The organism is Pseudomonas sp. JV241A (assembly GCF_900275665.1).
Classification (GTDB): Bacteria; Pseudomonadota; Gammaproteobacteria; order Pseudomonadales; family Pseudomonadaceae; genus Aquipseudomonas; species Aquipseudomonas wadenswilerensis.
The window spans coordinates 1-19,001 of the sequence record NZ_OPYO01000037.1; the positions used below are offsets into that span (position 1 = coordinate 1).

At 60.5% G+C, this 19,001-nt stretch carries 22 protein-coding genes; 14 read left to right on the forward strand and 8 right to left on the reverse strand.

What is annotated here, in order from left to right; translation table 11 throughout:
- The 6 genes from JV241A_RS24895 to JV241A_RS24920 form a co-directional block, all read left to right on the forward strand.
- The coding region (locus JV241A_RS24895) for a transposase (protein WP_134064939.1) at window positions 1-305 on the forward strand (305 nt) is incomplete at its 5' end.
- A gap of 167 nt (window positions 306-472) precedes the next feature.
- Window positions 473-1,864, forward strand: coding sequence for a GntP family permease (locus tag JV241A_RS24900; protein ID WP_134064942.1), 1,392 nt, complete (start codon window positions 473-475; stop codon window positions 1,862-1,864).
- A gap of 10 nt (window positions 1,865-1,874) precedes the next feature.
- On the forward strand, window positions 1,875-2,645 hold the full coding sequence (gene hbdH, locus JV241A_RS24905) for a 3-hydroxybutyrate dehydrogenase (protein ID WP_134064944.1): 771 nt from the start codon (window positions 1,875-1,877) through the stop codon (window positions 2,643-2,645).
- A 57-nt stretch (window positions 2,646-2,702) separates the two neighbouring features.
- Window positions 2,703-3,182 carry a serine protease inhibitor ecotin gene (eco, locus tag JV241A_RS24910; RefSeq protein WP_115086722.1) on the forward strand — a complete coding sequence of 160 codons (480 nt, stop codon included), beginning with the start codon at window positions 2,703-2,705 and terminating at the stop codon, window positions 3,180-3,182.
- A 123-nt stretch (window positions 3,183-3,305) separates the two neighbouring features.
- The gene (locus JV241A_RS24915; protein WP_134064946.1) at window positions 3,306-5,267 is read left to right on the forward strand and encodes an acetoacetate--CoA ligase; all 1,962 of its coding nucleotides are present in this window, start codon (window positions 3,306-3,308) and stop codon (window positions 5,265-5,267) included.
- A 35-nt stretch (window positions 5,268-5,302) separates the two neighbouring features.
- Window positions 5,303-5,578 (forward strand): peptidylprolyl isomerase, encoded by a 276-nt coding sequence (locus JV241A_RS24920; RefSeq protein ID WP_007932676.1) that lies wholly within the window; start codon window positions 5,303-5,305, stop codon window positions 5,576-5,578.
- Here the strand turns inward: JV241A_RS24920 and JV241A_RS24925 are convergent.
- The gene (locus JV241A_RS24925; protein WP_115086724.1) at window positions 5,575-5,835 is read right to left on the reverse strand and encodes a DUF1652 domain-containing protein; all 261 of its coding nucleotides are present in this window, start codon (window positions 5,833-5,835) and stop codon (window positions 5,575-5,577) included. The genes JV241A_RS24920 and JV241A_RS24925 overlap by 4 nt on opposite strands.
- Before the next feature lie 276 nt (window positions 5,836-6,111).
- Between JV241A_RS24925 and JV241A_RS24930 the strand changes: the two genes are divergently transcribed.
- On the forward strand, window positions 6,112-8,409 hold the full coding sequence (locus JV241A_RS24930) for an autotransporter outer membrane beta-barrel domain-containing protein (RefSeq protein ID WP_134064948.1): 2,298 nt from the start codon (window positions 6,112-6,114) through the stop codon (window positions 8,407-8,409).
- Here the strand turns inward: JV241A_RS24930 and JV241A_RS24935 are convergent.
- A complete protein-coding gene (locus JV241A_RS24935; protein ID WP_115086726.1) occupies window positions 8,406-9,032 on the reverse strand; it encodes a LysE family translocator in 627 nt (208 codons plus the stop codon). The genes JV241A_RS24930 and JV241A_RS24935 overlap by 4 nt on opposite strands.
- A gap of 142 nt (window positions 9,033-9,174) precedes the next feature.
- Here JV241A_RS24935 and JV241A_RS24940 point away from each other — a divergent pair, with 142 nt between their 5' ends.
- Entirely contained in the window at window positions 9,175-9,993 is an 819-nt protein-coding gene (locus JV241A_RS24940; RefSeq protein WP_115086727.1) for an AraC family transcriptional regulator, read from the forward strand.
- A 79-nt stretch (window positions 9,994-10,072) separates the two neighbouring features.
- Window positions 10,073-10,699 carry a LysE family translocator gene (locus JV241A_RS24945; protein ID WP_134064950.1) on the forward strand — a complete coding sequence of 209 codons (627 nt, stop codon included), beginning with the start codon at window positions 10,073-10,075 and terminating at the stop codon, window positions 10,697-10,699.
- Here JV241A_RS24945 and JV241A_RS24950 read toward each other — a convergent pair.
- A complete protein-coding gene (locus JV241A_RS24950) occupies window positions 10,677-11,372 on the reverse strand; it encodes a metallophosphoesterase (protein ID WP_240047904.1) in 696 nt (231 codons plus the stop codon). The two genes, JV241A_RS24945 and JV241A_RS24950, sit on opposite strands and share 23 nt — an antisense overlap.
- An 85-nt stretch (window positions 11,373-11,457) precedes the next feature.
- Here JV241A_RS24950 and JV241A_RS24955 point away from each other — a divergent pair, with 85 nt between their 5' ends.
- Together JV241A_RS24955 and JV241A_RS24960 are read left to right on the forward strand one after the other, a co-directional pair.
- Window positions 11,458-11,979: a DUF3016 domain-containing protein gene (locus JV241A_RS24955; RefSeq protein WP_134064954.1), complete on the forward strand. Its 522-nt coding sequence runs from the start codon at window positions 11,458-11,460 to the stop codon at window positions 11,977-11,979.
- Between the two features lie 354 nt (window positions 11,980-12,333).
- Window positions 12,334-12,618 (forward strand): hypothetical protein, encoded by a 285-nt coding sequence (locus JV241A_RS24960; RefSeq protein ID WP_115086731.1) that lies wholly within the window; start codon window positions 12,334-12,336, stop codon window positions 12,616-12,618.
- 9 nt (window positions 12,619-12,627) lie between these two features.
- On the opposite strand, the gene JV241A_RS24965 is transcribed toward JV241A_RS24960, so the two are convergent.
- Both JV241A_RS24965 and JV241A_RS24970 read right to left on the reverse strand, forming a co-directional pair.
- Window positions 12,628-13,155, reverse strand: coding sequence for a DUF2867 domain-containing protein (locus JV241A_RS24965; protein WP_134064956.1), 528 nt, complete (start codon window positions 13,153-13,155; stop codon window positions 12,628-12,630).
- Between the two features lie 12 nt (window positions 13,156-13,167).
- Window positions 13,168-13,593, reverse strand: coding sequence for a VOC family protein (locus tag JV241A_RS24970; protein WP_134064958.1), 426 nt, complete (start codon window positions 13,591-13,593; stop codon window positions 13,168-13,170).
- A gap of 425 nt (window positions 13,594-14,018) precedes the next feature.
- Here JV241A_RS24970 and JV241A_RS24975 point away from each other — a divergent pair, with 425 nt between their 5' ends.
- Window positions 14,019-14,585 carry an isochorismatase family protein gene (locus tag JV241A_RS24975; RefSeq protein ID WP_134064960.1) on the forward strand — a complete coding sequence of 189 codons (567 nt, stop codon included), beginning with the start codon at window positions 14,019-14,021 and terminating at the stop codon, window positions 14,583-14,585.
- Window positions 14,586-15,477: 892 nt separating this feature from the next.
- Here the strand turns inward: JV241A_RS24975 and JV241A_RS27865 are convergent.
- Together JV241A_RS27865 and JV241A_RS24985 are read right to left on the reverse strand one after the other, a co-directional pair.
- Complete coding sequence (locus JV241A_RS27865; protein ID WP_166675752.1) at window positions 15,478-15,858, reverse strand: hypothetical protein; 381 nt, start codon at window positions 15,856-15,858, stop codon at window positions 15,478-15,480.
- A gap of 173 nt (window positions 15,859-16,031) precedes the next feature.
- A complete protein-coding gene (locus tag JV241A_RS24985) occupies window positions 16,032-16,328 on the reverse strand; it encodes a hypothetical protein (protein WP_115086738.1) in 297 nt (98 codons plus the stop codon).
- A 695-nt stretch (window positions 16,329-17,023) separates the two neighbouring features.
- Between JV241A_RS24985 and JV241A_RS24990 the strand changes: the two genes are divergently transcribed.
- Entirely contained in the window at window positions 17,024-17,434 is a 411-nt protein-coding gene (locus tag JV241A_RS24990; protein ID WP_134065340.1) for an integrase, read from the forward strand.
- An 841-nt stretch (window positions 17,435-18,275) separates the two neighbouring features.
- Window positions 18,276-18,593 (forward strand): hypothetical protein, encoded by a 318-nt coding sequence (locus JV241A_RS24995; RefSeq protein WP_134064964.1) that lies wholly within the window; start codon window positions 18,276-18,278, stop codon window positions 18,591-18,593.
- A 7-nt stretch (window positions 18,594-18,600) separates the two neighbouring features.
- Here JV241A_RS24995 and JV241A_RS25000 read toward each other — a convergent pair whose 3' ends face one another.
- Window positions 18,601-18,810 (reverse strand): hypothetical protein, encoded by a 210-nt coding sequence (locus JV241A_RS25000; RefSeq protein ID WP_134064966.1) that lies wholly within the window; start codon window positions 18,808-18,810, stop codon window positions 18,601-18,603.
- Window positions 18,811-19,001 lie beyond the last annotated feature (191 nt).

Genomic DNA, 19,001 nt, shown 5'->3' on the forward strand with positions numbered 1-19,001 from the left:
AACTGGGGCAGTTGGACCGCCGTCAGATCGCCGCTCTGGTGGGCGTAGCGCCTTACAACAACGATAGTGGTAGCCATCGAGGGCACCGCCAGATATGGGGTGGTCGGGCCCATGTAAGGCGAGTGCTGTACATGTCGAGCTGGATCATCATCCGTCACAACACAGAATTTAAAGCACGCTACGAAGCACTTCGGGAGCGTGGGAAGTGCGCCAAGGTAGCCCTCGTAGCCTGTATGCGGGTGCTGATCGTCAGGCTGAATGCAATGCTGCGGGACAATACCCCTTGGCGAGAGCAAACAGCCTGATCAAGACAGTTGCTCCCACAGGGCTTGTCTCAACATAGAGACAAATTCAATTAAATTCATTAAAGAATTCATTTTTTACCTTTAAATTCAATAGCTTATAAACATGGCACGATTCCCGCTATCTCCTCCTAACCAACAAAAACAAGATGCACCCAAGGAGACACTCGATGAGTGTGATCATCGCCCTGGCAGCCCTGGCGCTGTTGATGCTGGCTGCCTACCGTGGTTATAGCGTTATCCTCTTCGCCCCCATTGCCGCCCTTGGCGCGGTGCTGTTGACTGACCCTTCCGCAGTCGCCCCGGCCTTTACCGGGGTGTTCATGGAAAAGATGGTCGGTTTCATCAAGCTGTACTTTCCGGTGTTCCTGCTCGGCGCCGTGTTCGGCAAGCTGATCGAGCTGTCGGGCTTCTCGCGCTCGATCGTCGCCGCCGCCATCCGCCTGCTCGGCACCCGTCAGGCGATGCTGGTGATCGTGCTGGTCTGCGCCCTGCTCACCTACGGCGGTGTGTCGCTGTTCGTGGTGGTGTTTGCGGTGTACCCGTTTGCCGCCGAGATGTTCCGCCAGAGCAATATCCCCAAGCGCCTGATCCCGGCCACCATCGCCCTGGGGGCGTTTTCCTTCACCATGGATGCGCTGCCCGGCACCCCGCAGATCCAGAACATCATCCCCAGCACCTTCTTCAACACCACCGCCTGGGCCGCGCCCTGGCTGGGCCTGATCGGCACCCTGTTCGTGTTCTGCACCGGCATGCTCTACCTGCAGCGCCAGCGCAACAAGGCCCAGCGCGCCGGTGAAGGCTATGGCAGCGAGCTGCGCAACGAGCCGGAAACCGCCGCCGACCTCACCCTGCCCAACCCGCTGCTGGCGTTGTCGCCGCTGCTGCTGGTGGGGGTGATGAACCTCCTGTTCACCCACTGGATTCCGGCCTGGTACGGCAAGACCCATAGCCTCAGCCTGCCGGGCATGAGCACGCCGGTGCAGACCGATATCGCCAAGCTCACGGCGATCTGGGCGGTGGAAGCGGCGTTGCTGCTGGGCATCCTGCTGGTGCTGGTGGCAGGCTTCGGCGCGATCAAGAACCGCCTGGCCGAGGGCAGCAAAAGCGCGGTGAGCGGCGCCTTGCTGGCAGCGATGAACACGGCCTCCGAATATGGCTTTGGCGCGGTGATCGCCTCGCTGCCGGGGTTTCTGGTGCTGGCCGATGCACTGCGGGCCATCCCTAACCCGCTGGTCAACGAAGCGATTACCGTGACCTTGCTGGCCGGTATCACCGGCTCCGCTTCCGGCGGCATGAGCATCGCCCTGGCGGCGATGTCCGACAGTTTTATTGCCGCCGCCAACGCCGCCAACATTCCCCTTGAAGTGCTGCACCGGGTCGCAGCCATGGCCAGCGGCGGCATGGACACCCTGCCGCACAACGGCGCGGTGATCACCCTGCTGGCGGTCACCGGCCTGACCCACCGCGAGGCCTACAAGGATATTTTCGGCATTACCCTGATCAAGACCCTGGCGGTGTTCGTGGTGATTGCTACGTTCTATGCCACCGGTATCGTTTAAGGAGCACCCTATGAGTCTCATCGGCAAGACAGCAGTCGTCACCGGCTCTACCAGCGGCATCGGCCTGGGCATTGCCCAGGTATTGGCCAAGGCCGGCGCCAACCTGATCCTCAATGGCTTTGGCGATGCCAGCGCGGCGATTGCCGAAGTCGCCCGCCACGGTACCCGGGTCGGCCATTACCCGGCGGACCTCAGCGACGTGGCGCAAATCCAGGACCTGTTCACCTACGCGATGCGCGAGTTCGGCGGCGTCGACATTCTCGTCAACAATGCCGGCATCCAGCATGTGGCGGCGGTCGAAGACTTCCCGGTGGAGCGCTGGGATTCGATCATCGCCGTCAACCTGTCGGCCGTGTTCCATGGTACCCGCCTGGTGCTGCCGGGCATGCGCGCGCGCAACTGGGGGCGGATCGTCAACATCGCGTCGGTGCACGGCCAGGTCGGCTCCACCGGCAAGGCTGCGTATGTGGCGGCCAAGCATGGGGTGGTGGGTCTGACCAAGGTGGTCGGGCTGGAAACCGCCACCAGCAACATTACCTGCAACGCGATTTGCCCGGGTTGGGTGCTGACGCCGCTGGTGCAGAAACAGATCGATGACCGTGCCGCCAACGGTGTCGATCCGCAGCAGGCCCAGCACGATCTGCTGGCCGAGAAGCAGCCGTCTTTGGCCTTCGTCACTCCCGAACACCTGGGTGAGCTGGTATTGTTCCTCTGTAGCGAGGCTGGCAGTCAGGTTCGTGGCGCTGCCTGGAACATCGATGGCGGCTGGCTGGCCCAGTGACGGGCAACCTGGCAACCTGGCTGCGGCATCGTGTTTTTTGACCTGCAAGGAGGCCTTATGCGCCCACTCTCCCTCACCGCGTTGTTCACCCTGACCCTGGCAGTCGGTACTTCGGTACAGGCCGCCAGCCTCAAGGACGTGGCGCCCTACCCCGAGGCCGAAAAAGGCTTTACCCGCCAGGTGATCCACCTGCCAAAGCAGGCTGACGAGTCGGCCTACAAACTCGAAGTGCTGGCTGGCAAGCAACTGGAAGTCGACTGCAACCGCCAGCACCTGGGCGGCAACCTCGAAGAGCAGACCCTGCAAGGTTGGGGTTACAACTACTACCGTCTGGAAAAAGTCATGGGCCCGGCCTCGACCTTGATGGCCTGCCCGGACGGCAAGAAAAAACAGGCATTCGTGCCGGTGGTCGGCGAAGGTTTTATGCTGCGTTACAACAGCAAGTTGCCGGTGGTGGTGTACGTGCCGGAAGGCGTTGAAGTACGTTACCGCGTCTGGTCGGCCTCGAACAAAGTGAAAAAAGCTACAGTGGAATAAAGCACTGCTGATCGCTGGCAATGCCAGCTCCCACAGGAATCGAGTGAACCCAGATCTTGTGGGAGCCGGCGTTGCCGGCGATGGGGTGCGAGCAGCCCTGGCCAACCGCAAAAAGGAACGCCCATGAACGAAGTGCTCTGGCGCCCGAGCAAGGCGCGTATTCAGGCCAGTCGGATGGATGCCTTTCGCCGGCAGGTCAATCAGCAGTTTGGCCTTGCGCTCAGCAACTACGCCGACCTGCACCGCTGGAGCATCGAACAGCGTCCCGCGTTCTGGCAAACCCTTGCCGACTACTTCCAGGTGCGCTGGCAGCAGCCGGCCACCCAGGTGCTCGACGAAGGCCCGCAGATGCCCGATGCGCGCTGGTTCCCCGGCGCCACTCTGAACTTTGCCGAACACCTGCTGCGCCGTCGCGATACTCATCCGGCATTGATCGTCGTGCGTGAAGACGGTGAGCAACGGGTCATCAGCCATGCCGAGCTGGCCGCACAGGTGGCCGGCCTGCAACGCAGTTTCAAGGCTGCAGGCATCGGCGTTGGCGACCGGGTTGCCGCCTGCATGCCGAACACCTGGCAAACCCTGGTGGCAATGCTGGCCTGCACCAGCCTTGGGGCGATCTGGTCGTGCTCGTCGCCCGAGTTCGGCACCCACGGCATCATCGACCGCTTCGGCCAGATCGAGCCAAAGCTGCTGATGATCTGCGCCGGTTACCAATACGCCGGCAAACAGATCGATCAAGTCGACAAGATCAACCAGGTACTGGCACAACTGCCGACCCTGCAACACCTGCTGGTGGTGCCCTACACCCGCGCGCACACCCGCACCGATGAATTCAACAGTCAGGCCCGGGTCAGCCTCTGGGACGACTTCTACCAATCCGGCGGCGAACCCCAGTTCACCCCGCTACCGTTCAATCACCCGCTGTACATCCTCTATTCCAGCGGCACCACCGGCGTGCCCAAGTGCATTGTCCACAGCGCCGGCGGCGTGTTGCTGCAGCACCTCAAGGAGCACGGCCTGCACAACGACCTGGGCGATGATGACGTGCTGTTCTACTACACCACCTGCGGCTGGATGATGTGGAACTGGCTGGTCAGCGGCCTGGCCGTGGGGGCAACCCTGGTGCTGTACGACGGCTCGCCTTTTCATCCGGGCCCCGAACGCCTGCTCGACCTGGTCGACAGCGAGCGCATCAGCGCATTCGGCACCAGCGCCAAGTACCTGGCGGCCCTGGAACAAGCCGGCCTGCAGCCACGCCTGAGTCATCGCCTGGACTCGCTGAAGTTGCTGCTGTCGACCGGCTCGCCGTTGTCGCCGGAAAGCTACGACTACGTCTACCGCGAATTCAAGCGCGACCTGTGCCTGGCGTCGATGTCGGGCGGTACCGATATTGTCTCTTGCTTCGTTATCGGCAACCCGCTGTTGCCGGTGCGCCGCGGCCAGATCCAGTGCAAGAGCCTGGGCATGGCGGTTGAGGTCTGGGATGACGCAGGCCATGCGCTGATCGGTGAAAAAGGCGAACTGGTCTGCACCCGGCACTTCCCGGCCATCCCCCTGGGTTTCTGGAATGACCCGCAAGGCGAACGCTTCCATGCCGCTTACTTCAGCCAGTTCCCCGGGGTCTGGGCCCAGGGCGATTATGCCGAGGAGCTGGCCGATGGCGGCATGTTGATCCATGGCCGCTCGGACGCGGTGTTGAATCCAGGCGGCGTGCGCATCGGCACGGCGGAAATCTACCGCCAGGTCGAGAAGATCCATGAGGTGGTCGAAAGCGTCGCCATCGGCCAGCGCTGGCATAACGATGTGCGTGTGGTACTGTTCGTGCGCCTGCGCGACGGCCTGCAACTGGATGACGCCTTGCAGGCACGCATCCGTCAGGTGATTCGCAGCAACACCACGCCGCGCCATGTGCCGGCAGTGATCGCGGCCGTGACGGACATCCCCCGTACTATCAGCGGCAAGATCGTTGAACTGGCGATACGCAACGTGGTGCACGGCGAGCCGGTGAAGAACACCGATGCCCTGGCCAACCCCGAGGCCCTGGGGCAATTTCGTGACCGCGAAGAATTGCGCGATCAGGCATAATGCGCGGTTTTTACCCTTTGCGAAGGTAGGTTGAGATGAAAGCACAGGCCCGGCATATTCTGGTCAAGACCGCTGAAGAGGCCGAACAGCTCAAGCAACGCATCGCCAAGGGCGAGGCATTCGATGTGCTGGCCAAGAAGTACTCCACGTGCCCGTCAGGCAAGCGCGGCGGCGACCTGGGCGAAGTGCGGCCGGGGCAGATGGTCGGCGCCATCGACCAGGTCATTTTCAAGAAACCGCTGCGTACCGTGCACGGCCCGATCAAGAGCAAGTTCGGCTATCACCTGGTGCAGGTGTTCTACCGCGATTAAAGGCTGTCGCGGCGCCGCTGCGAGCGTTGATTACGCTGATCTTCAAGGTCATTGCGCAGGCCGACGATCAGGTTGGAAATCGCCCGGCTGCTGGTCAGTTGCTCGGCACTGATGCCGGTGACCAACAGGTCGACCCGCTCGCAGCTGCGGTCGAACACCCGCACGGTCAGTGAACGGTCGGCGGCCAGGGTGCACTGGCAGCGGGTGGGTAAAAAACTGCTTTCTATGATGTTGCGCAACTCCAGGGTCGAGAGCATCGGTACGTCTCCTTGGCAGGTGGCGGACAGCGGTTCCGTGTTGCCCGGTCCAGCTGCAAGACTAGGTCATATTTCCCAATCGAATCAGACCCTTTCACTATAAGCACCTGAGGCTTTTGCCGGCTGCGGGGCAGTAGCGGCCATTCGCCACCTAGCATTTTTGCCAGTTGTCGATATTTCTGTTTGCTCTATACATCAACGCAGACCCCGTCCAGCGCTCACAGGGAAGCTGGATCTGCAGTGGTCAGCGCCCTGTATGGAAATGGAGCCTGCCTGATGCGAGCCTCGCTTATCGTGGTACTTAGCGCCCTGCCTTTGACTGCCTTGGCACAAAACCTTGTTGTCGGCCAAGGCCAGACTCTAGGCGCCCAGATCCAGACATCGGGAATCGATGACTTTCGCATGACCGGCGGGACTATCCAGTCGCTGGCTCAAGGCGACGGTCTTGATACCTTTTTCATGTCTCAGGGATGGATCATCAATTTCTTCGAAGACGGTGACTTTGCAATCTTCACGGGCGGACGTATTGGCCGCGTCAACATGAAGCTGGACGACAACACCTTCGACATGTCCGGCGGCACCATCGACGGTAATCTGGTCACCGGCTTTGGCAACGACACCATTATCCTCAGCGGCGGCACCATCGGCGGCAACATCAGCACCAGTGGCGGCACCGACACGTTCACCATCACCGGCGGCGAGCTGCTGGGCAACCTGCTCGCCAGTGTCGGCAACGACGTGCTTACCTGGCAAGGTGGCGGGGTTATACATGGCACGGTGGACATGGGCGGTGATAACGACCAGGCCACGTTGAGCGGCCTGGAGGCCAGCGTCCTGAACATCACGGTCAACGGTGGCGCCGGCCAGGACACCCTGACCTTCGACAACAGCAAGCCTGTCGGTGGCGCCCTCTATACCAACTGGGAAACGTTCAACCTCAACAACGGCAGTGCCTTCACCCTCAATGACACCCTGGCCCTTGGCGACGCCGCCAGTGCTAGCGGCGTGGTGAACATCGATGCCAGCAGCAGCCTGGTATCGCAAACGGGTGTTATCAGCCCGTTCACCAACGGACAGCCTGTCACCGTGACCAACGCCGGGCTGATCGACCTCAGCAGTGGCGGCAATGCCCAAGGCAGCCTGACTATCAACGGCAACTACACCGGCAACGGCGGCACGCTTGCACTCAACACGGTGCTGGCCGGCGATGACGCGCCTTCCGATCACCTGGTGGTAAACGGTGGGCTGATTTCCGGCTCGACCAATCTGCTGATCAATAACTTTGGAGGTACCGGGGCCGCCACTAACGTCAACGGTATTCCCGTGGTGATCGCCGCCAATGGCGCTACCAGTACCAATGGAGCATTTGTTCAGACCCAGGTACTGTCAGCTGGTGCCTTCGATTATCGCCTGGTCAAGGGCGGCTCCACTGCCGGTAGTGAGCAGAGCTGGTTTCTGGTCTCGAGTATCACCGCCCCGCCCGCGCCGCCGCCGGTGGATCAACCTCCTCCGGTCGACCAGCCGCCACCGGTAGTGCCACCGGCAGTTACCCCGCCGGTATTGGCTCCCGCACCCAATCAACCAGTCCTGTCCATTCCTCCGGCTGGCCAGAGCCTGGTGATCTACCGCCCGGCAGTACCGGTATATGCTGTCGCGCCGCGGGCCGCCGCGCTGGTATCGCGATTCAACCTGGGCACCTTCCACCAGCGCCACGGCGACCAGACGTCGCTCCGGGAGCAAGGTGCTTTCTCAGCCAGTTGGGGCCAGGCATATGGCTATAACTTTCACCAGCGCTGGTCCGGCACGGTAAGCCCGAGCCTGGATGGCAATCTCTACGGCTTCAAGGTCGGGCAGGACCTCTACGCGCAGGTCAGCGAAAGCGGCTACCGCCAGCATATCGGCTTTTACGTCAGCCACAGCCGCCTGGACGGCGACGTCAAGGGCTATGCCCAGGGCATCCAGGACCGCTCGGTTGGCGACCTGAAGCTGGACGGCGACAGTGTCGGTGCCTACTGGACCCTGATCGCTCCCCTGCAGTGGTATGTTGATGCAGTGGTGCAATACACCGACCTTGATGGCCGCGCCCGCACCGATCGAGGCGATAAGCTCGACCTGGACGGCGATGCCTGGACCGGCTCGCTCGAATTCGGCTACCCCTTCCTGCTGTCGACGGCCTGGACACTGGAGCCCCAGGCACAGTTGATTGCCCAGAAAGTGTCACTCAAAGGCCAACGTGATCAGGTATCCAAGGTTGACTTTGACAGTGATACCGAGCTGACCGGTCGCCTCGGGCTGCGCCTGGAGGGTGACTTCAAGGCGCAAACCGCAGACTGGCGTCCTTTCCTGCAAGCCAACATCTGGCACGTTGACGGTGGCCAGGACACTGTGACCTTTGATGATAGCGACAAGATCGAGACCGATTTCAAAGGCACTTCACTGGAAATCGAAGCTGGTCTCGTCGCCCAACTGACCAGTAATTTCGCGGTTCAGTTCAGCCTCAACCATCGTCGCAACCTCGATAGCTCGCAACTGGAAGGCACTGGCGCTAACGCCGGTGTGCGCTTCAGTTTCTAAGCCCGCCGCGCTGCCAGCAAGCCGATCCCGGCGCAGCTGAGCAGCGTGGCACTGACCCGATTGAACAGCCGCCGCGGCCCGGGCTGGTTGAACCAGCGCTGCAGGTAGGCGCCCAGCCAGGCGTAGATGGCGATGGCCAGCCACTCCAGCAGCAGGAACATACCGCCCAGCCAGGTGAACTGTTCGGCCACCGGCAGCGGGCTGCCGACGCTGATGAACTGCGGCAAAAAGGCAGTGAAGATCAGAATCGCCTTGGGGTTGCCGGCCGCCACCCAGAACTCCTGGCGCGCCAGGCGCAACGTACCGCGGCGGCGTTCGCTGACCAGCGCCGCCTCGCCCACAGGTGCCCGCCATAACTGCCAGGCGATGTAGAACAGGTACGCAGCGCCCAGCACCTTGATGGCCAGGAACAGGTACTCGCTGGTATGCAGCACCACCGCCAGGCCCATGGCCGCCAGCACGATCATCCCGGCAAAGGCGAACAACCGGCCAATCCCCGCCACACAGGCCGTTCGCAGGCCATACCGGCTGGCATTGTTCAGCGACAACAGGTTGTTCGGCCCGGGGGCCATGTTCAGGGCAAAGCAGGCCGGGATGAACAGGGCCAGGGTGGTCAGGTCCATGGGGGCGCTCCGGTGGCAAAGAACACAAGGTTCCGCTCGCCGCTGTACCCGCGTCAAGGTACAGCTGGACGGCAAAACTGTGCAGCCCCTGGCGGGCCATGCAGTGATAGACTTCTGGCCACGTTTTCATCGGCTCCTGCACATGCCCCAGCCAACTGACGCCGCCCGTACAGCGTTCTGGCGCGACCCGGCCTTGCCCTATATCGAAAGCCGCCGCGCCTGCGACAGCCGTGCCTGCTACAAGGCGCACAGCCATCCAACGTTCTCCATTGGTGCGGTCGATCAGGGCAGCAGTGTGTTTAGCGGCGCGAACAAAGCGCAAACACGCCTTCACCCTGGCACGCTGGTGTTCGTTCCGGCGCACTGCGTGCATGCCTGCAACCCCGAACCCGGGCTGAGCTGGAGTTACCAGATGATCCATCTGGACGCCGCCTGGCTGCAGACCTTGCGCCTGGAGTCGGCACTGGCGGCGCAGGTAGAGGGAACGCCGGCGCACGTCACGTGCAACCGGTCGACCTACGCCCGTTTTACCCGGCTCAACGATCTGTTGTTCTCTGCGGCCAGTGCCCATGAGAAAGAAGCCACTTTGATCGCGTTCATTGGCGATCACTACAGCCCGCCAACCCAGACCTTGTCGCCGCCACCGCAACGCCTTGAGCGCAACCTTGAAGCGTTGCTCCAACGGCTTGCCCAGGAAGACGCCCGCAGCGTGTCGCTGGGCGAACTGGCGGACAGCGTCGGCATGGGCCGATACCAACTGATCCGGGCGTTCCGTGCCGCGACCGGCCTTACCCCCCATGCCTGGCAATTGAACCTGCGCATCAACCGCGCGCGCCAGTGGTTGCGCAAGGGCCAGGACATGGCTGACATCGCCTATCGCCTGGGCTTTGCCGACCAGAGCCACTTCCAGCGCGTGTTCAAGGCCCACACCGGCGTAACACCTGGGCTGTACCGCGGCTGAACACGCAATTTCGTTCAATACAGGCCCCTCGCACGGCACCGACAATCAGCCCCCCTCTCGCTGAAGAAGTCCGTCATTCATGGAGCAGTTTCTGATCGTGGCGGCAGCGCATTTTCTTGCCCTGCTGTCCCCCGGCCCTGATTTTTTCCTGGTTGCGCGCACCTCGATGAGCGCCGGCTGGCTAAAGGCGACCGGCGCCTGCCTGGGTATCGCCCTGGCCAACGGCGTGTTCATTCTTGCCGCTTTCAGCGGAGTCTCGGCGCTGCGCCCGGACAGTGCGCTGTTCGTCGCCATCCAACTGGCCGGTTGCGCCTACCTGCTGTACATCGGCGTGTTGTTCATTCGCCATGCCGACAGCACCTCGCTGATTCAGGTAACCGCAGCGAATGACGGGCTGGCGAGCCCCTGGATTCAGGGTTTGCTGATGGGCTTTGTGTCCGGCATTCTCAACCCGAAAAACGCCCTGTTCTATGTCAGTCTGGCAAGCATGGTCAGTGGCAGCCACACCAGCCTGGGCTGGAAGCTGGTCTACGGCCTGTGGATGTTCAGCGCCGTGCTGCTGTGGGATGTTCTGGTCGCCGCAGCCATCGGCAACCTGCGAGTACGCCGGCGCTTTTCCCGGGCACTGCCGTGGCTTGAGCGGGTGTCCGGCGCCGTGCTGATCTTATTGGCACTGGCAGTGATCATTCACCTGGGCTGGCGCTGAGCGCGGTCAGGCTGGCCAGGTCCAGCAGGCTGAACTGGCCGCTGGCCCAGCCACCGGTATCGATATGCCATATATTGCCCAGCACCTTTACTTGCCGCTGGGGGGTATGGCCGACAATCAATGCGCGCAGCCCGTCGATGGGCGTGACATCGCCGACATACAGGCGCTTGCGCGACCATTGGCAGACCTCCTGGACCTCGCTCGGCGGGGTGCTCGCCAGTTGCTCACGCAAGTCGGCCCAACGGCGGTAAGGGCTATCGGCATGCAGCAGGCCGATCAGCCCCCCTGCGGTTTCGACCTCGATTGCCAGTGGCATGCGCCGAAAGCGTTCGGCAAAGCGCACCTGTTCAGCCTCGCTCAGGGCCAGGAACCAGCCGCCGCCCGCAGCGCGGTACTGGCTGTAATCAAGCAGGCCGCCATCAACGTGGGTGATCGCCAGCGCCTCGTGATTGCCTTGCACGGCGTGGAACCAGGGTTGCGCCAGCCACTGCAGCGCCTGCGGGCACTCCGGCCCGCGGTCGACCAGGTCGCCAACGCTGAACAGGCGGTCCGCCGCCGGATCGAAACCGATCGCCGTCAGCCGTTCCTGCAGGCGCGAGAAATACCCGTGGATGTCACCCACGGCGATGTCCCTGCCGCGCCGATTGGCGGTGAATCGCTCGATCCTGCGCACTACCCACTCCTCTGTTTTCAATCGCCACAGGCGTACAATGAAGCCTGTGCAGCGAACTGCGCAAGGCTGCACCTGGAGGTGAATCATGCGCCCTGCCCTGACCTTGGCCACATTGAGCCTGATGGCCTTCAACAGCCTGGCGCAAACCGCGGCCACGCCCAACGTTGAAGTCACCTTCGACAAACCCGAACACTTTCGCGACGCCAGCCTGGACAGCAACGGCTACCAACGCGGCGCCGATGCTTACGTCATGAAGGAGCTGAGCGCCTACCTGGTCAAACTGGGCCAACGCTACCTGCCCGCGGGCCAGACCCTGCGCATCGACATCCGCGACATCGACCTGGCCGGGCACTACGAGCCTTGGCGCAGCAATGCCTACTCGGTACGGATCCTGCGCGACGTCACCTGGCCCAGTATCGACCTGCACTACACCCTGTCGCAACCCGGCCAGGTGCTCAGCCAGGCCGACGCGCACCTGAGCGACAAGTTCTACCTGCAGCGCCCGGGCCGGCGCGCCGACACCGACCGCCTGTATGCCGAGAAGGCCATGCTCCAGGAGTGGTTTCGCAAGCAGTTCAGCGTGCAGCAACAGACCTCGGGTTTTTAGCCAACTCCAGTAGGTCTGTGTATACCAAACCTGTGGGAGCGGGACTTGCCCGCGATCGACCGCGCAGCGGTCGTAGTTCAGGCAACACAGAATGTACAGGCTGCAACAGCCTCAGGCACAGCTGTCATGCTCGCCAATTTCCGGCCGTCCGATGATGACTGCAAGCACGGATGCTTATGCACAAAACCACCCGCCCCCGGGATAGCCACACCCTGAGCCTCCTCGCCCTTGCCTTCGCCGCGCTGACTATGGATGACGCTGTTGGTCACCAGCGAGTAGCGCCGAACCTGCCCGTGCCCAAGCGGTCCAATCCTAAGAGCCTGTTGTCAAGCAACAGTGCCGAGGAGGATACCAATGGTCACCCACTACAAGACCGCCGGCCACCTTGCTTGCGGTCACCACGGCAAGAACCTGGTCACGACCACCGAACTCAATCGGGTCAAATGCCGCAGCTGTCGCAACACCGAGGCGTTCAAGACTGCCCGCAAGGACCAGCGCAATGCCGCTCGGCGCAGCGCACGCAAGGCCAGAACTCAACACACCGGCACTGACTGGCGCAGCGCCTGGGTCGAGCGCCTGAGCGCCCTGCCCGGCCGGCAGCGTTTGCCACGCGGGTTCGCCGGCCAAGGCTTCGTCTGAGGCAAGCCTTTACCTGGCGCGGATCAAGCGCTTGAGGGCGATGGGCGCGATAAATCGGTGAAACGGCGCGACCGGCAGCATGTACAACCGGCCGAGACGATTGTGGGTGTGCACCACGGTGGACACCACGATCTCGCGGCGGTTGTCGGCGTCCAAGGGTAGCCGCAGCAACGAGATGTAGACGTCCAGGTGCTTGTCGCGGTCGACCAGCAGCACTTCATCCGGGCTATTGCTGATCAGGGTGAAAATCCCGACGCGCTCATTGACCTGGTAAGACGCCTCGTCGCGCTGAAGGTCGACTCTCGACAAACGCCCCAGGTCTTTCAGGCCGCACAGTCGAACCAGGCGATTGCGCAGCACCATAAGGTTGTCGATCCAGCGCGGCATGCTGCTCATCAACGTCAGAAAATGCCCCAGCGCCGAGCGTTCGATATTGCCGACTGCGGCTCGGTGAGCGTCAACGAAGTCGGCGCCGGGCAGTTGCGGGTGGATCTGCGAGTTGGCAGGTACAGCACAGGCATTGATCGGTTGGTTCATCTGCAAGTGCCCTTACCGGCAGTTTCGCATTCCCAGGTTCTCGCTGAAACGCAACAGGTAGCCATCCGGGTCCTGGATGAGGAAGTTGCGCTGACCGTTCAGGCGGTCGTTACTGCGGTACCAATGCGCCTCGACCGCCCGGCGCAAGGGGTACCCCGCTGTTTCGAAGGCATCTGCCAGGTCCTGGGCGTTATCGCACAGGATCTGCAGATTGAGGCCTCGTCCGAACGGTTGTTCCAGCGGTTCCACGCGCCAGGGCGAATCGCTGTGCCAATCCTGCTCCAGCATCAGCTGACTTTGGCCAAACGACAGGAAGGCGAATTTGTCTTCAGGGCGCTGGTATTCCAGGGTGAAACCCGCGGTGCTGCAGTAGAACTGCAGGCTGCGCTGCAGGTCGCTTACGATCAGTTCGGGCACCAGGGCGTTCATCGTGAACATCGGGATCTCCATGGCAGGTTCAGGGGCCAAGCTGCGCGAGTCTACAACAGCGCGGTATCAGTATCACCCCTCCTTCTTCCTTGCTTGCGATCGGCTTCAGCCCGTTTCGGCGGGCTCTCTGTTGCAGTGGCATTCACAATCCTTTCACAAGCCAGGGTGCATAGTCTTGCCACTCCTCGTGACACCTTTGGCCCGCCTTCCTCTGCGGGCTTTTCTTTGCCAGGATGATGGGCTAAGTGCCCTGCCTTGAACGCTCGACAGCACGGGCAAGGAAGAACTGACGGGAGATCTCAGTCGGTTGCGCGACACCGGACACCCCAAAGCACTCCAAAAGCGATATTCGGCAACATCATGACCGCGAACATGCCCCAAAACCTCGTTTCAGCACACTGGGCTGGTGCACTACTCAAAGGAGATGAAATGGCATGAAAGATCAATCTGGCCCTATCCCACTTGTTATCCTTGACGTCCAAGATGCCATTGATCGGCCGAACTGGGATGGCAAAAATAATCCTGACTATTTGCTGGTCATCCTACGCCTTCTCAATCACTGGCGATTGATCGGTTGGCCGGTTCTTCACGTGAAGCACGATGAGCAGACTCCTACATCCAGCTATTACGTCCATGGCCCATGGAATGGCATTAAGAAGGACGTCGCCCCTATAAAGGGAGAAACCATCATCACCAAACAGGAAAACTGCGCTTTCATTGGCACCGAACTAGACGCCATTCTTAAACGGATGCAGGTTACGCGATTGGTGCTGACGGGTGTTGTCATTCACAACAGCATGGATGCCACAGTCCGTGCGGGAAAAGCACTCGGATACAGCATCATCCTTCCCTCAGACGCCACGACAGCTGTGCCCGTCATTGGGGCGCATGGAAAGTCATGGGACGCCATAACTGTCCATGAATTGACCTTGGCTATATTGGGTGATGAGTATGCCGATGTCATGTCATCGGATGAAGTGGTCGCTCAGTTCACCCTATGAAGTTATCTGCCGCCATGCACGGCGTGGGTTGACTATTCTCTGCGACTTCTCTTCCACCCTGAATAGGTCATGGCGAGACCAATAACCAGAAGAGAAATCACGGGAATATCAATTCTCTTCGACCTCAGAAAAAAGTTTATGGCCATCCCTGTCCCGGCCAGCAAAAGCAGAAGACCAGATACAAATGAGGAGCGATTAAAAGCCTTGTCCATAGCGAACTTCTCCTAAAACGTTACGCATTGATTGGGGCTGATCGCTTGACGCGCAGGGCCTTTAATCCAAGCGTTGGTATAGAGCCAATGTGCCGGGCGAACGAGTAAAAATTAACCGAGGCTTTGCCCGGAATCTTTAGGACAAGCCTGAAAAATTCAAAAAGTACCTGTCTTGCGATGAGCGACGGACAGCCGAACCACTTGCGTCCCCCTATCCATGGCAGCGGCGAGACTCCATTCCAGACCAAGGCAACCATCCGTGGCCATGAACTGGAGGGCAGTGTCAGGGCGGCCTGTGGGTGTCGGAGCGCGAGTGGCTGGGGCGTAGCCATGATCGCCACAATCGCCCCGCCCATCCCCGCCGTGAAGTACGCGGCGGCCATGGCCACGTCCACTGGTCAGCCTGGGGCGTGTATTGCGCAAACAAGCGTCTACTAGTGGTCATGCCCTCTGGCTCTACAAACAAGAAGCCAATCGAGGTGTGCCACCCATGAGACGCATCCAGAAGATCACCCAGCAGCGCCGCCGGCAACTGCATGTTCACTTGCCGCCAAGCGGATTAAAGGAGGCGTCACATGGCGATGGACCAGGCCGAGCGCGACCGGCGCAGGTGCGAGAAGTCCGCGAAGCTGCAGGAAGAAGACCTGCGCTTGAAGGTTCGACCAGGGACTAAGCAGGCCCTAGAATGGGTCAGGCTGATATTCGGCCAGATTTTCATTCAGAGACGAGGCTATCTCCTTCGCCTTTTCAACGATGAATTTGACGCGAGTCTTGTAGGCCATTCTCGCTCCTTGACCCGGCCCCATGCCGATCCCCCGCAATACCCCATCCCAAACCACATTGCCACCATGCCGCATCCGGCCACGGAGGACGGCGCATGCATGGAGAAAGCCACGAGCTGCTACAACTGCGACTACGTTCGCCGCCACTACAATGTGCCGGCCGAGATCGAGCGCCGCGCAATTGCCAACGGCGAGCCTGGAGTGCTCATACGGCGAAATGGCCGAGAAGCTACCGCTGAAGGAATGGAAAGTCATCCCGCCCTGGTGCGACTGGTTCAACGTCGAACACTGGGTTGGCGACGACCACCACTGGGTGCAACAGGTATGGGGCGCGACGCGCTCGCAGGCGAAGTACCTGGCCTACCAAGAGTTGCAGGACAAGCAAGGCGATGTGTTACTTCAAAGCACGGCTTGCCTGCCCCTCGTCTGCTACCCGCCAGCACACTGGTATATCAGTCCTGATCTGTCAGCTCGCACACTCCATTCGCACCACCCTTGCCGGTGTACGACACATCGGGCGAGCCATCGGGCTTGATGGTGAGCGAGATAGTTACCCCGCTGCCTTTGGCCTCGAAATAGTTGTCGTTGAATTTCTTCAGCTTCGCCTCTTTGCCATTGATGTAGATCGGGCCGCCTTCATCGGCATGCACCTCAATGTTTCCTGGGCAAGTTGCATTCACCAGTGGGATGTCCGCATTGGCAATGCCGGCGACGGAAACCAGCAAAGCGCCCAACAGTAGCTGCTTCATCGAATCACCTGCTGCTTATCGACCAGGGACAGTCACCTGACGTAGAAGATGAATATTGATATCAATCTTCGTTATCCAAGGTAGTTGCTTATTCACCGCTCGCATCGCCAGGTAGGTCCTCGTTCTGTCCTTATCGAGCCGCCACTCTCCTCTCAGGATCTGTTGGACTAAGAACCTCGGAACTCCGTAGTAGCCACACGCGGGGCAATCAACTTCGACAAATACAGCAGCTGTAGACAGTGCCCTCGCCTTCTCACCGCAGATTAAGCATTCCATGCTTCACCCGTTGTTTGTGCCAAAAAATCTCAATTTTAGTCGCTTCTCAGCGAGGTATCCCCATGCCCACAGAAAACCGATCCAGCAATACCGAACAGATGGTCAGCGTGCCGTGTGAGCAACTGACCGAGTGGCGGGTCGCTCCTTCCCAGAGTTGGCCCAGGCCATCCGTGCATTACCGCTGCCGCAGTAGCTTTTGATGCAAAGAGTACATTTGTACTCCGCCCGCTTTAACCCCTCTCCCCTGTATTGAACAGCCGTGATATGGCGGCAAGGACGAAGTCATGTCTGAAGAAAAAGTGGTGATGTACGAATCCCCTGAAGCCACCAACATCCGGACCGTGACAGGTTGGGTCGATCCTTCCGGCCGATTCTGGGGTAACGATGAACACGCCGAAGCATCCGGCGCATTATCGTCGATGGCCAGCCAGAAGACCGGACCAAGACAAAGCACCACCGGGTTTATCCTGCTCAATGAGCGCGCGCTCCACGCCCGGCGCCCGGCCGATCTGCGTCGGATTGCTTCGAAGTCCGCGACTCCCACCAGCCCATTTGTATTCCAACCGGGCAAAGGCGGGATGTGGATCAGAGAGCCAAGTTTTACAATCAAGCACTTCAAGCTCGCGCTCAAGGCGCTGGGCATCCGTGAACGTCGGCAGTACGACACGCGCCACACCTACGCAACCATGTGCCTGATGGCTTGGATGAACCCCGCGTTCATCGCGAACCAGCTCGGCCATAGCGTCGAGATGTTGCTCTCTACTTACGCAAAATGGATCAGCTCCTCCTCGGATTGGAGGGAGCTGGAGAAGCTGCCGGCTAGCGTCTGATCGGCCCAGAATTGGCCCCGATCAGGCGACGGCACCTAAACACACCTCTGGAACCCCCGCAGGATAAGCACTTGATTTCTACCGCTAACATCCCCATGCGCTATCAAACAGGTGTTAGCGGGTTCCGGTGAGTAGGTTTTACTGGGCCAAACCCCTCGCGCCTACCCACTGAAACACACCTGCTGGTCCGTGAATTGGTCCGGCAGGATATTCCCCTCTTCCATGCCGTTTCGGCATATCATGGCGTCCTGTCGACCGAACACAATCCCTTCCTCCTGCAACTCGTCAGCTTTCTAACCTGCCTCCTTCACATCCCGGAAATGTCCACTACCGTATATTCCCTGCACCGTTCAAAACGCACAGGGAATAGCCATGATAGGGAAGCAAATTGCCATCTGGTCAGCGGTGGTATTAAGCCCGTGGGCACATGCTGCCCCCATTACAGCCCCGTCCGATCCTAATGCTGAGTATTCGATTATCAGCGTGACCGAGACCGATCCAGGCCTTCAGGTGATCACTCAGAGAACAGGCATCAGCGGGATCAGCTACTCGAAGCGGCAGTTCGATTGCGTCCAGCGCAGGGTACTGTTCTTGGGCGCCGGCTCTTCGGTGACGGACCTTGAAAACGCCAGCGGTGACGATGAGCCTACGCCCTTGTTCAAAGGATCCCTTGCCCGGGCCATATCGGATGTAGTGTGCAGAGACTTCGTCGCCGGAGCACGCTAGCGCCAGAGTCCCGAAAGGTTAGTTCCCCAGACTGCTCTGCCTCTCGTCAGCTCCGATGGTCAGAATACGCCCACCTCGATTACTGTACATCCAAACAGTATTCATAGGCGGAACCGTGATCATCGAAGACGACAGCTTCGCGCTGGGCATGCCCACGCCTGTTCAAATGTTGCGCCAGCATGCGCGCCTGGTCGAAGCCGAGTGTGAGCAGTTGCGGCATGAGCTCGATCGGGCCAGAGAGAACATCGAGAAGCTGGTGGCCATTCATCAGGCCCAAGCCGCTGAGATCACCAAGCTGAACGCCAGGATCGAGCACATGACCTGGGAGCTGTCCGACGCACTCGTGGAAAATACAGAGCTGAAGAATCGGCAGATCGGCGGGATTCCTCGCACCTACGGCGGCATGCCGCCGACGCCAGACGGCCGGAGATAAGTTGAAATTAGTGCAACGAGCGTGCAGGCCCGCCGAGCGACCGCAGTTGGTACTCGGTGACAGCCTGGTACAGCGACTCGGCCTCCAGACGCAGGCGTTCGACTTCCTCTGCCGGCTGGCCGGCGTCCTGGGCTGCTTGGTAGCGCCGCTGCGCATCGATAGCCTGCTGAATCAGCGGCTCGCCAGCCTCAATTGCTCCCCCCAGGGTCTTCTTCACGCTACTGCTCCGGATATTTGGTCAGAACATTATAGGCCAACGGCTATTCGGGCCTGGCCGAAGATCAGCCGAGTCAGCGACGACCACCGACAACTACTTTAGGCCAGCTAAGGAGCGCCAGGGATGCCCGTAGAAGCCCGGAAAAGTACAGAATCGGTAAAACTTGTGTTCCAGAAACAGTGAGCTAATGT